Source organism: Gammaproteobacteria bacterium, from assembly GCA_034522055.1.
Lineage (GTDB): Bacteria > Pseudomonadota > Gammaproteobacteria > JAABTG01 > JAABTG01 > JAABTG01.
The window spans coordinates 284,589-299,302 of sequence record JAXHLS010000006.1 but is presented as its reverse complement, the minus strand read 5'-3'; the positions used below and the strand labels follow the sequence as shown (position 1 = coordinate 299,302).

The following is a 14,714-nucleotide window of genomic DNA, read 5'->3' as shown; positions in this document are numbered from 1 at the left end:
GAAGAAGCGATCACATTTGGTAACGTAGTTTCTACGCACTCCTTCCGGGACGAAGCACATCTCCGACTGGCTCCATCTGCGCAGGTTCGTTCCCCAGGTTGCGCGGTACGGGGTAGGCCTGCAGCCACTCGTTCGGACACGGCCCAACGAGTTCTCTGGCATCCTCAACCTCGCCGAACATCCAAGTGTCCCCCAGCTGCGGGTCGACGATAACCGGCATGCGATACGGATTCTTGCCTGTGTTGTGGAGCGGCCTCATGAACTCGTTGGCGTCGGTCGTGATGATGCCCACGGTGGCGCCTTCCTCAGTCCCGTCCTTCGATGCCCAGGGGTTCCACAGACCTGCGAAGAGGAACATGCCGCCGTCCGCTGGGCGGATGCAGTGCCGCTGCTTCTCGCCGTTGACCTCGGGCCACTCGTAGAATCCGGCTGCCGGCAACACGCAGCGCCGGGATTTGAAAGGTGAGGCATACATCCGACTCTCCTCGAGCCGTTCGCCCCTCAGATTCCACGTCGGCATGCGCCAGGCCTTCTTGTCAGACTTCGGCGGCAGGAGCGTCCAGTACATCTGCTCAAGGGCCCGCTCACCGTCTGCAGTGGCTCGCACAACGGGAACCAAGTTGGTGATCCGGACATCGAAGCTCTGTCGCCACCACGGCGGCACGTGAGAGAGATAGCTCTCTATCGCGCGTTGGTCTGGCGTGATGTAGCGGGTGCACATGGCGTCAGACTACCATCGGACATGAGGCATTCGCACGCCATGACCCGGCACAGGAAGGCCCTGTGGCTCGTCGACCGCGCCTTCATCGACGCCCGCTTCTGGGACCAGAAGAAGAAGGGCCTGGGCGTGACGCTGGTGACCCGCATGAAAAAGAACCTGCGCATCGATTCCACCGAGACCCTGCCGGTGGCCGACATCGCCGTCAACGAAGGCATCGTGAAGGACTTGCGTATCACCCTGGGCAGCTCCCAGGCCTTCTGGCAGCTGGTCACCTTCCGCTCCCGGCGCGGCCGCCTCGTGGAGTTCCTCACCAACGATTTCGACCTCGAGCCCGGCCTCGTCGCCTTCCTGTATTCCCGCCGCTGGGAAGAGGAGAAGTGCTTCGATACCTGGAAGAACGACTTCAGCCAGGCCAAGGCCTGGGGCGCCAGTGTCGTGGCCATCGACAACCAGGTGCGCCTGGCCATCATCACTTCCCTCCTCGTGGCCATGCTGGTGCACCGCACCATGGGTCAGCACGGCGTCGAGGACGAGAAGGCCCTGCGCAAACAGGACCGCCGGCAGACCGCGGCAACAGACGGGACCGCTCGCCCCGACTGGAGCACCCCGGTGTTCCGCTATACCTCCAAGGTGAGCCGCCAAGTGCTGAGGTTCTTCAAACACTGTTTTCACAAACCCGCCTCCCTGGCGCTCTATGAGAGCCAGCTATGCCCCATGTTGATGGCGTACCTGTGAGGCAAGCCGGACACCGTTGCTTTCCACTTTTACACCTTCTCTACCGCTTTAGTCCTGTGCCGCCGCCCGAGACGATCCGTGGCGGTCGTCGATATCCCGAAATCCGATGTGTATATTCAATTTTTAGCGTCCTTAGCCGTCTTCTGCTCTTATAGATATCAGTAGCATGCCTGGAAGCTAACAGGGATTCCAGACGCTTTATCTCACGCATCAACTCCTGCTTCGTATAACTTAAGCCTGTCTTCCCTCGGTTTTTCTTCGACTTCACGGGTTTACCTCTCTCCTCATATGAACCAGTATCTTTCGAGGCGGCTCCCGATGCGTACTTTTTACGGTATGGAGCCTCTCTTTTAGAGTGCTGAAAACCACAGTGTGAGCACTTCAGGAGTTTGTTCTTCTTTTTTCCGCATTTTGGACAAGCCTCGAACATGATGACTCCCCCGCTGTATCGCTTCCTATGTCCTACTTCCATTCTTTCCGGGCAACACGCTTTGCGCGGGCCTTCCCAGCACGGCCTCTAAATTATTCGTAGCCGATGCCCGAAATAATGGCGCCTTCCGCCAGTGGTACGAATATTCCCATCCACAATTGCACCACTACAGATAATGGATAAGTCTCAGAACTAAGGAAAGCGGTGCGCACGGTAACGAATGTTGCTATACCTCCTGCCGCAGCGCTCCAGAGGCGCGGATAATAGAATCGTGTTTCTCTGGTGCTCGAACCTTTTATTAACTTGTATATAAAATACACAGCAGTTCCCAGCAGTGCGGTTTGCGCGACTGCAAGAACACCTGCGGTTTCTTCAGGAATCATGGCCGACACCTCTCGTTTCCGTGAATTATCTCCTTGGTCCATACAAGCAGCTCTCAGAAGAACAAGCCACTCCTGCCATCTTCAAACTTAGAACATGCTGAACTAATTCGGAACGAAGCTTGAGACGATCCCGTTTGTGCTAACCGTCGTGCTTTTGCACGCGGCGCTGACTGTCGGCTCCAGGAAACTTCTAGCCCCTCACACGAGCCCCCTCTTCACCCGCCTCAGCAACCGGGCGCACTGGTGCCAGTTCTCGGTGGCCTCCTCAGGCGTGCGGCCGCCCACCTCGAGACGCAGCGAGGTGTCGGCGCAGCAGTGCGGTTGAAGCCCATAACCGACGCGGCGCGTAACCTGGTAGACGGTGAACAACGTGCTGTTGTCCTCGCGCTCCCAGGGTGCCACTCCCTGTTCCTTTTCCCGACGGGTCGGCCTGTCCCTACCCCTCCGGGAGAGGGGCCAGTCCACGTTCCAGCCCATAAACGGCACCACCTCCTGCACCGACAGGGAGTAGCCGACCAGGACGCCCCATAACCGCTCCTCGGTCAGCACACGCATGGCCCCCGCCAATGAATTGCGGTAGTACTCCTCGAAGGTATCGGGGCCGACCCCACCGTTCTCCGATACCTCGAACCGGATGGACAAGGTCGCGGGTAAATCCAGCCAGGACGCCGGCAGGCCCGGGAGAAAGTCTCGGACCGAACGGTACGACTGGAACGGCGCGCTGCGGAGGATGTCCTCCACGGACTCCTCCTTCCCCGCGAAGCACACCCTGAACAGAATGCTGGAGATGGCCCCGGGCTGGCGTTTGGGCGGGTCCAGGAGCAGGAGCAGCACCTCCGGCTGTGGATAATCGCCCTCCTCTACACCGCTTGGTGTGGCGGCCAATCCCCAGACGCGGCCGTCCTGGGACTGCCCCAGCCAGTAATCAAGGTCAGTGTCTACGGGGACATCGGAAGGTGGTATGGCGAACCGCCAATCTCCAAGCGATAACCCGAGCCCATGGATATCCGATTCTGGAAACATGATTTCCATTGTGTTCCTCCTTGCAGAAAGTTAAATCCCGATGATGCAGATCCACTCTTCGTCTTCGTACATCTCCCGCAGCCCGGCGGCCAGGTCCCGGTACATCCGGGCCACGGCCGAGCCCTCCTCCAGCGCCCCTGCCGCGGCCTCCCAGTCGGCCGCCACGCGCAGGCCCAGGACCCTGGGCAGGTTGTTGTCCGTGTTGTACTCGTCATAGCTCCGCAGGTGCCGCCTCACGGCGAAGTCGGCAATGTGAAAGTCCTCCTCGTCGACGTAGAGGGCGCTCTCGTGCCAGTAGGTCCCATCTCCGCGCCCGGGGCGAAGTTCCATGAAGCAGGTACTGGCAAGCGCGGCGGTGCCCTTGAAGACTCGGTATCTCCCGGCGCCAGGGAGGGGCGTGACGTTGTCCGCCGCGGCCGCTCGCCGCCGCGCGACGATGGCGTCAAGGGCCGCCACGCTACGCTCCCGGTCCGGCCGGGGCCCGGGTTGGCGCGGGTCCCGGTTGATAGCCTCCACCAGCTCAGGGCCCCATACCCGGGATGCCCAAGCCAGCGCCTGGACCTCATCGACGCTCCCGGCCGCCCAGACCTCCTCCCATGGCTGCGATGGAAGTCCACTCAGCAGGACGGTCCACCACTCGACCAGTAGGGCCTCGGCCGCCTCGGGGGCCGGCCGATCCGCCGGCATGGCGGCCACCGCTCGGTCACTGTACCCGTACCAGAAGCCCCCCTTGCGGGAGGCAACCAGGACGTACTGTTCGTACTCCGGCAGGTAGCCCAGGGTGTAGCCCTCCAGCGAGGGATTGGGACCGCTGTCATGCCAGCGCACCGCCAACAGGAACTGCGAGACCACTGGCGACGGGCGCATCCGTTCCACACGTCTCTCGTATGGCACCACCGCCTGCACCTGGTCCACCACCGGCGCGAGAACGAGGCGCGCGACGGCGTTGCTGATGCTCAAATCGTCGAACCTCCACTCCAGCGGATTCTCCTCGCCACCCAGCAGGTCGCGCCCACGCTCGATCCGGGCGTACAGGTGCAACCCGAGGTCGATGTCCGCGGCCCCGGGCGGGCGCGCCACCTCCAGGTAATCGCTGATGATGGCGTGGTCGATGACATCGAATTGACTGGACATGGCTTTCCCTTTCACGCGCTCACCATCGCCACGTCGCATGAGGTCTCCTCCTCATCGAAGTCCGGCCGGCGCAACTGGTGGGGCTCACAGCGGAACATTGGCCCGCCCAACACTTGGACCCAGTACTCCGCACCGTGGTCAAGGAGCGCTATAACGAGGGCGTGGACGCCGTCGTAACGGAAGTAATGGTCGGGGTATTGGAGGATGACGAGGTCACCGACGGCAAACTCAGGCATGGTTCGACTCCTTGGACTCCCCGGTCAGATACCCGCGTGAGCGGGCCCGGGGGAGAAGTCGGACCGCTGACGCTTTAGCAAGTACTTGTTATCCCGCCCCTGCAAGCTGTCGCTTCAAATCGGCGGCACAAAAAAACCCGTTCGGCGCAGCCAGAACGGGTGTCTTCCGCTTTAGCTGCATTTATAAAGCGCCCGCAAGCTGTCGGCTCAAATCGGCGCAGTGGAAATATTACTCCCCCAACCCCTGGGGGACAACCCCGGCGTACCCAAATGTGACGGGGGTCACGAACGTGGCGGCGGCGCCAACGATCAGGTTGATCTGGAGTGTTCTGATCCCCGGGCAGCTGCCTCAAGAGCGCCTGGAAGGCATCCCCGGATGCCGAACGGGGCTGCGACACCTTAGACAGGCCGGATAGCCTTCACCACAAAGGTACGGTTCCTCATCGACAAACGACACCCAAAGTTACAGCCCCCGGCCGCCCGGGCACTGATGCGGACCCTGCACCCCACTCCTCGCCGATTCAGGGCTCGCCCGCCACTCTTTCCGCCAACTGCTGCCCGGTGACTACAGAATCAGGGATAAACTCGTTCCAGTGTGCCGACATCTCCCACCACCGGCTCGCAACCCCGGCGTTCCTGGGCACTCCAGCACCTTGATCGAATATCTCTGCCAAGATCTTCGCTGCCCAAGCGGCCTGCACTTCAGCCTCCTCTCGGACGGGGGCCGAGTAGAAGCGCCCCAGAAAATACTGAGCCGCACGGAAGCCACCTTGAGCAGAGGCTCTCATCCAAGCCATACCATCCGTGAAACAGGTTGGTGGGTAACCATGCAACGCGTACATGGCGAACGCGAACTGGCCTTTCGGATCACCTGCCTCGGCAAGCCGCTGATACTCGAGGCCCTTCTTGGGATTAAGAGCAAAGTTCTCTAGGATGTCCTCATATTCATACATGGAAGTGACCACGACCTCTGGCAGCGAACCGTTCAACATGCCTCGCCCGTCTTCAGATTCCGCGAAAACCGACCGCGGCTTTAATGACTTACTCATCCTGGCACTCCTCCATTCAGGCCTTGTCCCTACCCTGGATCACCGGTTAGAGACCATCTTCCGCCGTGTGTCACAGGCAGGCGTTTCTGCTCAGAAACACGGAGCCAAGTAATCACTTCTGTACCATGCAATCTCAGTATCGGCCACCCCCCCGCGATACTTGAGCACAGCCAGTTCTCCAATACCCATGCGCTCCGCTTCTGAGCTAACTCTCGTGTAAAAACGGACTTGGCGCCCCGTAATAAGTGACCGCCAGCGCATTAATCGCTCGCGTCGCGGATACGTGCAACAGGGCCCTCTCGGTTAGCTCAGTGGCGCGCTGCTCGGTGGGATCCTCCGTGCTCTGGACCGCATGGCGCAGCGGGATAATGTCGTGGTTTACCGCGACGATGATCACGTAGCGGAACTCCAGGCCCTTTACCCGGTGCATCGTTGCCAGGCGCACTCCCTCCCTGTTGCGGTCGTCGGGCTGTTTGCGGCTCAGTCGGGCGCACGCTATGCCACGCTCCTGCAGCGCGGCCTCGTAGGCCTCCAGTAGGGCATTGGTGCGTGCAACGATACAGATGTTCTTCAGGGGCTCGCCGGCTTGATGGAGGCGTCCTATCTCTTCCGCCAGCCACTCGAACTCTTCCGCCTGCGTCGAGAACCCTTTCACCTGGGGGGGCTCACCATGCATCAGTGAGCGGTAGCCGGACTCGGTGTCAGTGCCGTCGTCGAGGTCGTCCACCGGCTGGTCTTCCAGCACGGAAACCGCGAACCGGCGGGTTTCCTCTGTGGTCCGGTAGTTGATCCTAAGCTTGCGGCTGCGCCCTCGCACCTCGATGCCACAGGCGCTCAGGGCGTAGCGGCGGCGGTAGATTCTCTGATGCCCGTCACCGACGATGAACAGGTCGTTTCCTCCCTTTGGCGCCAGCCTGCGGATCAGGCGCATGACCTCCGGGCCCATGTCCTGGGCCTCGTCCACCACCACGGCGGCGAAGGGTGGATAGGCTTGGCCGCCGTCCAGCAGGTCCGCAGCGTCCTGGGTCGCGTCCTCTATGGTGCGCAGGCCCTTCTGGTGGAGCTGAATCCTCATCTCCTCGAAGACTGGCCAGATAGCGGCGCGCTGCGCGCGCGTGAGGGCTACTCCACGTCCCGTGCGCTTGGCCTGGAAGTACTCCTTGCGGTCGGTGATCCGCTGGTGGAGGATGATTCGCTCCCACTCCTCCTTGAAGAAGCTCTCGGGCAAGTCGGGCTCGGCTGGCTTCGCGTCCATCGCCAACTGCCAGCATCTCCTGTACTTCTGCTGGCTGTCGTAGACGATCTGGTGCGGATACTTGTGCTGCTTCAGAAACCGGCTCACCCACTGGTCCACGTGGGTCACTTCCACCCGTTGCAGGTCCTCCGGCTTCATGATCTTGCGCAGGTTCTCCTTGATGTCGGTGGCCAGATTGGCCGTGAAGGTGGTGAACAGGACCCTCTTGTCGGTGGCAGCCAGCACCTGGCGCACCAGCCAGCGGGTGCGGTGCATGGCCACCACTGTCTTGCCTGTTCCGGCCCCACCCAGCACCCGGATCGGGCCGTTGGTGTTCCACTCCACAAGACGCCGCTGGGAGGGATGCAGGAACACGCGCCACTTCTCCAGGGGCGCGGAGAGCATGGCTTCCAGCTCCTTGTCATCCTCTACCACACAGAAGCTGCGCTGGGACTGGTTCCGCTGCAGGGCAGCTGCGAAGTCCGAGGTATCCACGGCCTGTTTTGCCGCATACTCCTGCATGATCTCTTCTGGGTCGCTCCCTGCCGCGATCAGGTACAGGGCCTCGAACGCATCCACGGGCAGCTGATCTTCGATGGCCTCCAGCGCTTCTTCCGTACGCAGGGACTTGACCAAGTCGAGCCGATTCTCCGGTATACCCAGGCGCAGAAGCTCCCGGTCACGCAGATCGAAAAGGGGTGGCGCCGTGTCCGCGTCGGGCTTCGCGGCATCGGGGGCCAAGGCACTTTCGGTTGCCGACTCGAATAGCTGGAGGCTGCCGGTCTCGGGATGCACCTGGCAGGTATGGTTCCGGGCCCAATCGTAGGCATCATCGTGCTTGGCCACCCACAGCAGGATGTAGACGTTGCCCTGCTCGGGGCTCAGCACAATCCCGCGGTAGTCCTGGTCGATGCGAACGGATCGGAAGTTCGGATCGGCGGCGTCGTTGATCTTCTCGTAGTTGATGCCGGAGCTGAACGGGCCATGCCGGAACTTGGTGACGAAGCTCATCACCTTCTTCTGTTGAGCCTTGGGGATGGCGGCATAGGCCTCCAGGAAGTCGTCGTAGATGGCCACCATCGGCTTCATTTCATTCACCCTCCTGCTCCTTCTTGTGCCATTTATTCACCGAGCCGCCCCGCCAGCTCCCGGGCGACCGTCTCGTCGAGCCCTACGAACAGGGTCCAGCCCATCTGCTCATACGTTTTTTGTGCATCTGAACCCAGCTCTTCCACTACCGCGAGGCGCTGGTCCCGCCATGCCAACTCCAGCTCGGGCAGCACCTCGCCGGAGCCATCTAGCAGCTCGACACCGACCTCGGGGGGTGGCAGCCCCTGCGCCTTCAGCAACAGGATGGCCTCGCCGAATACGGACAGGTCGGCCACCTCCCGCCAGTTGCCATCCGCTGCTTCCGACTGTCCTGCAGCCGCCACCTCACCCTTGGGCGGCGTTGTCCAAATAGGATAGATGCCCTGTGTCACCCCGGTGGCTGACGACAGGGTCAAGGCGGGGAGGAACTGCAACAGGTTGGCGCAACCCCAGAAGCCACTCCACACACCCTCGAAGTCCTTGTCCTGGCGGGCATGGACGTCATCGATGGCCACATGTACGGACACCTCTCCGCACAGTGGCTCGAGTACCCCTTGCTTGGCCTGCTCCATGGCGCTATACGGCAGCCGGCACACTGCACGAATCTCGCCTTCCAAGGTCCCTGCGGCCGCCAGCATGCCCCCGAGTAGCGACGGATCCTCTGAAGTTCTGCCCAGCCACTCGTGTACGTGGCCCGGCAGTTGGGTGGAGAGTTCCGCGAGCATCGCCCGCCGGTATTCGGGGTCCCGACGGCTCCGCGGGTCCAGCCAGCCGATGGTGCGGGAGAGCGCGGCATGCCGGAGCCGGTCGAGCGCATCGTCGCTAGCGCTGAGGTACGCGAGCAGCCAGCGAAAGGGGCCCTCGGCAATAAAGCTCGAGTACTCCATGTAATGGGACCAACCCCCCTGCGCGGCCAGCCTGCTCCAGAGCTCTTGCATCATGGACTGCTGGCCGGTCTTCAGCAGATGCTCGGCGGGGTTCATTTGCTTCATGCCGGCGATGGGCAGGTTATGCCAGCCCAGACTCCAGACGCGGAACCTCCCACTGTCCAACAGGCCCTGGCGCTTCAGGGTGTCGTCGGCGAGCTTGGCATAGTGGTATTGAAAACCATCCGCGAAAATCGCAACGGGCAGCAGCCCGGGCCGCTCGCGTAACGGCCACAGGACGAAGTCCGGCTTCACATTGGTGGCGACGCCGTGGGCCGGCCCCAGGTTGACCTGGGGCTCCACCTTCCAGGCGGCGGCGCGCTCGAATCCGGTACCCGGGCCGCCAATGGTCAGGAAGAAGCCCGGCTTGCCATTGACTAACTCGGGCGACAACGTCACGCCCGGCGCGTTGCCCAGGGCGTTCACCAGGCGCTGCTCCAACTCGCTCTCCAGGAGCGCGTTGATGTCCACGGATCCCAGACCATCGATGGGCTGAAGGGTATCCGCCTCGGCCAGGATCTTCGCAAGGATCTCCTCGGCCGCCTGGCGGGAGATCTCGTCCATCCTGCGACTCTCCCGATAGGCGAGCAGGCACTGGTAGCAACCATCCCTGCCCTCCTCCTCCCGGCACCCACAGCGGCTGATGACGTCATAGGCCCCCTGCAGGAGCGCCATCAGGTTCTCCGGTCTTCTCAACAACTCCTTGAGATAGCCCGTTCCCCCCGGCACGCTGTCGTAAAGCACCAGGTAGTGCTTGCGGCTCTCGCCACCCGTGGGCTCGGAATGGTGGGCCAGCTGGATATGGTCCACATTGCCCCGGAAGTAACGGCGCAGGCCGAGGCTCAAGGCGGCGATCAGGGAGTGCAGGCGTTTGCCGGACGTCCCCACTTCCGCCAGGGGCAGGAGGATGCGGACTGCCTCAGACTCCAACTCACGAAACAGGTAGAGGCTGTCGAAGTAGTCCTCGTCCTTCTCCTGCGCACCGGGCCGGCGCAGGCGGCAATCATAGGCATGCTGGAACGTGGGACGCCGGCCGCGGGCGTTGCGGCGCACCTTGCCGCAATGGCGACAGAGTTGAAAGCCGGGCCGGGAACTGAATTCTCCGGCCACGGCGAATTCCTCGGCTTGGCCTTCCGGCTGGCCGAAGTTGATCTCCCGCAGTCGCATCCGCGGCACGTACTCGAAACCGAAGGGCAACTGCTCGGCCGCCAACCGATAGGCGTGGGTCGCGGAACCCGGCGGCACGTCCACCAGCATCTGGCGGTTGAAGAACGAGGGCGCCCGCTGATCGCTGTCATCACCGATGCGGCTCGTGCGGTCATCGGCGGTCGCGAACACCTGGCGCAACCTCAGCAGGGTACGCTTGCGGCCAGCGTCCGCCCACTGGGGGCTGCCACAACGGGGGCACACGCTGTGGGGATCACCGCTCTCCGCCAGATTCTCGGTGTAGTGGCAGCGGTCGCACAGTCGCCACTCCTGGGTCTGGCTGACCGACAGGTCCACTTGGTCGATCTCCACCTCCCGTCCTACGGCGTAGAAGCGACTGAGGGGAGCCAGCTCGCTCAGGGCGGCTTGGGCGGGGCGCTGCATCTGGAAGTTGATGCGCTCGTACCGCTGGCCCGCATCATCGCCGGTGCGTTCCGCCTGGCTAATTCGCCGCAGGATCACCGAATTGATGGTCACGCCCTCCTCGGGAAAGGCGTAGTTCGGCAGCAGGCCCTCATCGGTAAAGAAATTCAGGGTAGGCTTGGCGTTCATGCGCCGCCGCAGGGCCTGCAAGGCACCGCGCTCCGCCTCCAAACCGTCCAATTCCTCCCGCACGGCCTCGTCCTGGGGTTGGTTTTCCAGGCGCTTCTTCTGATCCTTCAGGCGGTCTATGCGCTTGGTGAGGCTATGGCGCTCGTCCACCAACTGATAGAGACGGTTTGTCAGTCGATGGGCGAGCCCCGACTTGTCCTTGGTACCATAAAGAAAGGCACGAAGAGGCTCCTGGGCTTCTTCGGTGAGGTCGGGGAATAGTGCGAGGAACCCGCGCAGGATATCGGCCCTTGCGCCCTCGATGAATTGCAGTAAAGACTGGGGGAAACGTTCCCCGCCCGTGGCCTCCAACCCATCCAGGACGACCCGCAGTTGACCCGGGATGGCGGTATCATCGATGCCGGTGGCCGCCCAGCGGTCGAAGCAATAGGCGATGAGCTGTCGTTCCAGCACGGCGGTGGCCTCCAGGAAAACGCCCGGGGGACGCACTTCGCCGGCCAGCATGGCGAGAGGATCGGAGAAGAAATAGAGGTCGTGCTTATGGGCATTGGCGACCGTGACGGTCAGGGCGTTACCGTCCCGCCGGCCGGCACGCCCGATCCGTTGCAGGTAATTGGCCTGGGCGGGAGGCACCGAGCACAGCAGCACGCTGGACAGGTCCCCGATGTCGATTCCCATCTCCAGGGTGGGAGTTGCCGACAGCAGGTTGACATCCCAGGCCGCGGTGCCGCGCATGAAGGATTGCTCCACCTCGTGGCGGAGGTCCGCGTCCAGTAGGCCAGTGTGCTCCGCAGGCACCAGCCGGTGAGGCGGGCCGGCCCCGATGACGCGCTCGGGGCGGCCGGCAGGGGCAGGCTGGTAGGCGCCTGCGCAGGCGGCGCGCAGGCAAGGCATATCCTGCCATGCGGCGCGGTCCTCCCGCGGCACCTGGATGCGGTGGCCGCAACGATGACAGGCCAAGTCGTCCACGGCCGTGGTGCAGATCCATTGTCCCGGGTTCAGCCCCCAAACCGACTCGCCGGTGGTGTGGCGCTCCACCAGGTAATCGTCGCGGGTCAGGTGCTCCACCGTCAGAGACATCACCTGGCGATACTCGGCGGAGGCCAGCACGGCCTCATCGAGCGCCATCACCTTGTTGAACCAGCCGTAATACCAGGACTGGCCCTCGTGGTGGAGCGCCGTGAAGGAATCACAAAGCCGGGCCAGGGTGACCAGCGCCGGCGGCCGCGCGGCGCCACCATAGTTGGGCATCTGAGGCGTTCGGTAGAGTTCGTAGGGCTTGCCCCGGGCCTGGATATAACCGTCCAGCAGCGGATGGTAGAAGGCCCCCTGTACCCGCAGCCGCCACAACAGCCCTTGCAGGAACCGATAAGTGGGTTCCTCGCCAAGGCCGCGCAGGGTGCCGATCTCCTCGCCAAGCCGCGTGGCGAGCCGGCGCGCGCTCTCCCGCAGGGTATTCTCGTCCACCCCTACCGCCGCGGTGAGGGAACGCTCCAGGGTGCGGCCGATGCGTGCCCGCAGTCCGAAGCCCTGCAAGACCTCCCAGGTCAGACGCTCCTCCACCAGTTGTGGCAGGTCGCTGGGGGTGGGCAAATGTCCATCTTCCCGCAAGCGCTCGTAGCCTCTCAGCCACTCCATGTTGGGTGCGATGAAGGTACCCACGAAGGTCTCGTCATCAGCAACGTGGTTGCGCCAGTAGCGTGGGGTTTCCGCCGCCACCATGGACAGCGGCATGCCCTCGCCCTGGGCATGGATAAAACGGGCGATGGCCGACCGCACCAGGGTGCTGTAGGTGCGGGCCCCGAAAAAGCCGGCCCGATGGGCAGCATCCTGGACTGCGTCGGAAAAGGCGATCAGCTTGCGGTGGTCATTGTAGGGCGTGGCGAAAAGCTTGCCGATAAGCACGCTGGAAAGCGATGCCGCGCGGGAGCCGATGAGGCTCAGGCCCTCGGCGGCAGCACAGAACGGGCAGTCGTGATGGCTGCGCTGCTGGTTCTGGTCGCCCCTGCTTACGGTCCGGCGCATGTTGGGCTCCCACACCCGGACAACCTCCCCGGCGCCACACTGCGGGCAGGCGTCGGCGTCGCGCCTGGAGAAGATCTGCCCGCACTGCGGGCAGGCGAGAGCATCGATGCCCTTGATCTCGCCGGTGGGTGGATCATTGTCCAGGGGAAACAACAATGAGACATCAGGATGGCGGGCGAAGTAGGCCCGATAGATGGTCTGGAGGTCAGATTCCAGACGGCCCTCGCTGGGCTCACGCACCGATACCCAGCCCGTGGCATGACATTCCCGGCAGTGCACGGCCGGCAGGTGGAGCGGGCTCGTCAGCTCCGTCAGATCATCGGCGAAGTGGAGGGTCGGCCGCCGGCCTACGACGGCCACCAGGCGGCTCAGCTCCCGCAGCCACAACTGGGCGCGCACATCCACCAATGGCCCGCCGTCATCCTCACCTCCCGGTTCGACACCCGGCGTCTTGGCCCTAAGCGCCCAGGAGACCAGTGCCAGCAGGCTCTCCAGCATCTGTCGGGCCTGGGTAGGGCCGATTCGGAACCGGGCCTCCCACTCCGCCAGCAGGGGCCCGATGTCTATGATGGAATTGGCGCGGGAGACCAGCTCCCTGAAGGCGGCACATTCCTTGAGGCGGTTCCCCAGATCGAAGCGCGCCTTCGTTGCCCCTGTCGGCTCTGACGCATCCAGCTCGGGGGCCGCGGCACCAAACCAAAGCAATGCCTGGGCGCGCAGGTAATCGACCGCGGAGTCGTGGAGTTCCGGGCGGATGGCCCGGTTGACGCCGCTGGTGGGCCACTCGGTGAATTCTACTGGCGCTTCGCCCAGGAACTCATCCGCCGTCTGGCGATCCTCCAGAATCACCGCGTCCTCGCCGAAGGGGCCGGCGAACACCCGCTCGGCGTAGTGCACCAATTCCCGGGCCGCGCTGGCGCCGCCCAGGGTGGCCGAGGTACCCACACAGGCCAGGTCCGCCTGGGGCACCAGGCGGTCCCGCAGGCGGCGGATCAGGCATGCCAGATCGGTTCCCTGGGCACCATCGAAGGTGTGCAACTCGTCCACCACCAGGTAGCGCAGCCTTCCCGGCTCGTTGAAGCGCCACAGGCGCTGGTCCCGGGGGCGCATGAGCAGGAAATCCAGCATCTTGTAATTGGTGAGCAGGATGTCCGGGGGATACTCCCGCAGCGTTTCCTTGCAGGTGATCACGTCGTCCGGCGCCATAGTTTTCCGGGGCGTCCGCTCCTGGTCGCCTACGTAGAGCCCCACACTCACCTTGCCTCGAAGGCCTTGGCGGTTATGGATCTCCCGGGCGAAGCGCCGTGCCTGATCGGTGGCCAAGGCGTTCATGGGATAGATAACGATGGCCTTGACGCCCTGGCCCTTCTGTCCGGCGCAGTAGTCCAGGATGGGCAACATGAAGCATTCGGTCTTGCCGGAGCCGGTACCCGTGGCCACCAGGGTTGAGTGGGGGCTCGGGCCGCACAGGCGCTGGAAGGCCCGTTGCTGATGGCGGTAGGGTGTGAAGGATAGCTCCAGGTACTCGAAGGGCAACTCATCACCCTCCCCCATCCGGCGAAAAGGCAGCCCCAGGCTGAGGTAGGGACCCCGGAAGAGGGCCCGCGGATCCGCCAGCAGATCGTCCAGCATGGTGCTGCCGTCGTCACGCCGGAAACCCGGGGTAGTCATGGGGAAGGTGGCCTGCAGAAAGCGGCGGATGGCGTCCTGGAGTTCGCTGGCGACGACGGAGGGCAGCATCAGTTCATCCCCCCAGGACGGAAACAAGCCGCAACCCACTGGCACCGTCTCGCCGCCGGGAGAGCGGGCCGGGGTGAGGGGGGCGTAAGCCAGCCGCCGAGCCGGTGTCTGACTGGCCCCTCATCCCGCCCGGCGGGCGGCCCTCCGCTTGGACTCGGCCCGGGTGCGTCTGGACCCAGGTGCCCGGTTGGAACATGACGTCTCCTTCAGCTCTCGGAATGGCGTTGCTGG

9 protein-coding genes and 1 riboswitch are annotated in these 14,714 nt (G+C 63.4%); of the genes, 1 reads left to right on the top strand and 8 read right to left on the bottom strand.

From position 1 onward, the window contains the following. Positions 1 to 31 precede the first annotated feature (31 nt). Positions 32 to 721 carry an SOS response-associated peptidase gene (locus U5S82_19975; protein ID MDZ7753856.1) on the bottom strand — a complete coding sequence of 230 codons (690 nt, stop codon included), beginning with the start codon at positions 719 to 721 and terminating at the stop codon, positions 32 to 34. A gap of 39 nt (positions 722 to 760) precedes the next feature. Here U5S82_19975 and U5S82_19970 point away from each other — a divergent pair, with 39 nt between their 5' ends. Next, the gene (locus U5S82_19970; GenBank protein MDZ7753855.1) at positions 761 to 1,456 is read left to right on the top strand and encodes a hypothetical protein; all 696 of its coding nucleotides are present in this window, start codon (positions 761 to 763) and stop codon (positions 1,454 to 1,456) included. A gap of 522 nt (positions 1,457 to 1,978) precedes the next feature. Here the strand turns inward: U5S82_19970 and U5S82_19965 are convergent. The 7 genes from U5S82_19965 to U5S82_19935 all read right to left on the bottom strand — a co-directional run bounded on the left by U5S82_19965 (position 1,979) and on the right by U5S82_19935 (position 14,483). Continuing rightward, positions 1,979 to 2,269: a hypothetical protein gene (locus U5S82_19965; protein ID MDZ7753854.1), complete on the bottom strand. Its 291-nt coding sequence runs from the start codon at positions 2,267 to 2,269 to the stop codon at positions 1,979 to 1,981. A 198-nt stretch (positions 2,270 to 2,467) separates the two neighbouring features. Beyond that, positions 2,468 to 3,301: a hypothetical protein gene (locus tag U5S82_19960; GenBank protein ID MDZ7753853.1), complete on the bottom strand. Its 834-nt coding sequence runs from the start codon at positions 3,299 to 3,301 to the stop codon at positions 2,468 to 2,470. A 21-nt stretch (positions 3,302 to 3,322) separates the two neighbouring features. Continuing rightward, positions 3,323 to 4,426 carry a hypothetical protein gene (locus tag U5S82_19955; GenBank protein MDZ7753852.1) on the bottom strand — a complete coding sequence of 368 codons (1,104 nt, stop codon included), beginning with the start codon at positions 4,424 to 4,426 and terminating at the stop codon, positions 3,323 to 3,325. 11 nt (positions 4,427 to 4,437) lie between these two features. After that, positions 4,438 to 4,662 (bottom strand): hypothetical protein, encoded by a 225-nt coding sequence (locus tag U5S82_19950; protein MDZ7753851.1) that lies wholly within the window; start codon positions 4,660 to 4,662, stop codon positions 4,438 to 4,440. A 150-nt stretch (positions 4,663 to 4,812) separates the two neighbouring features. Further along, a riboswitch (SAM riboswitch) is annotated at positions 4,813 to 4,891 on the bottom strand. Between the two features lie 292 nt (positions 4,892 to 5,183). Continuing rightward, positions 5,184 to 5,711 (bottom strand): hypothetical protein, encoded by a 528-nt coding sequence (locus tag U5S82_19945; GenBank protein ID MDZ7753850.1) that lies wholly within the window; start codon positions 5,709 to 5,711, stop codon positions 5,184 to 5,186. A 205-nt stretch (positions 5,712 to 5,916) separates the two neighbouring features. Next, entirely contained in the window at positions 5,917 to 8,034 is a 2,118-nt protein-coding gene (locus U5S82_19940; protein ID MDZ7753849.1) for a 3'-5' exonuclease, read from the bottom strand. A gap of 32 nt (positions 8,035 to 8,066) precedes the next feature. Next, positions 8,067 to 14,483, bottom strand: coding sequence for a DEAD/DEAH box helicase (locus U5S82_19935; GenBank protein MDZ7753848.1), 6,417 nt, complete (start codon positions 14,481 to 14,483; stop codon positions 8,067 to 8,069). Between the last annotated feature and the right edge of the window lie 231 nt (positions 14,484 to 14,714).